At 36.5% G+C, this 490-nt stretch carries 1 protein-coding gene; it reads left to right on the top strand.

The features are described 5' to 3' along the window. Positions 1-56 precede the first annotated feature (56 nt). Positions 57-470: a hypothetical protein gene (locus PL85_RS15980; RefSeq protein WP_147288196.1), complete on the top strand. Its 414-nt coding sequence runs from the start codon at positions 57-59 to the stop codon at positions 468-470. The last annotated feature ends 20 nt before the right edge of the window (positions 471-490 follow it).

The raw sequence follows: 490 nt of genomic DNA, 5'->3' as shown, positions 1-490 counted from the left end.
CACCACTTAAGCGGGCGTTAAGCCGATTTAGCAGTATTTGAGATAGTAATATAGAAATGAGAAAGTATTTCGACAAGTATGTATCTGAAGTCACTTATACAATGATTGGCTTTTATCTTTTCGCCATCGTTTACTCATTTGCAAACGATGTAGATAGTCCTATCATCGATATATTGAATTCGATCGGTGTATTTTTGTCCTCAGGTGGTGCAATAGTTGCGTTCATCACATTAGTAAATGTAGTCTCGGCGAAGCGAACGGATCAAGAAAACAGCGAGGTTGAATATTCAAATTTCATTTTGCTTATTCTTGATCGGCAGTCTCGATTTTTAAAAATGGTGCTGGATGATTTAGGGATTCAACAAAAAGAAAATGAGTTTTCTAATGCAACTGAACGAGCTTTAGGACTGAGAATTACTGAATTTGACGAGGATCTAATAATGTCTCAAATCGAAATGACTTGTTTGTAAATGATCCGCACCACCAGTTT

Source organism: Vibrio anguillarum (assembly GCF_001989995.2).
Taxonomy (GTDB): domain Bacteria; phylum Pseudomonadota; class Gammaproteobacteria; order Enterobacterales; family Vibrionaceae; genus Vibrio; species Vibrio anguillarum.
This window is presented reverse-complemented; position numbering and strand designations above follow the sequence as displayed.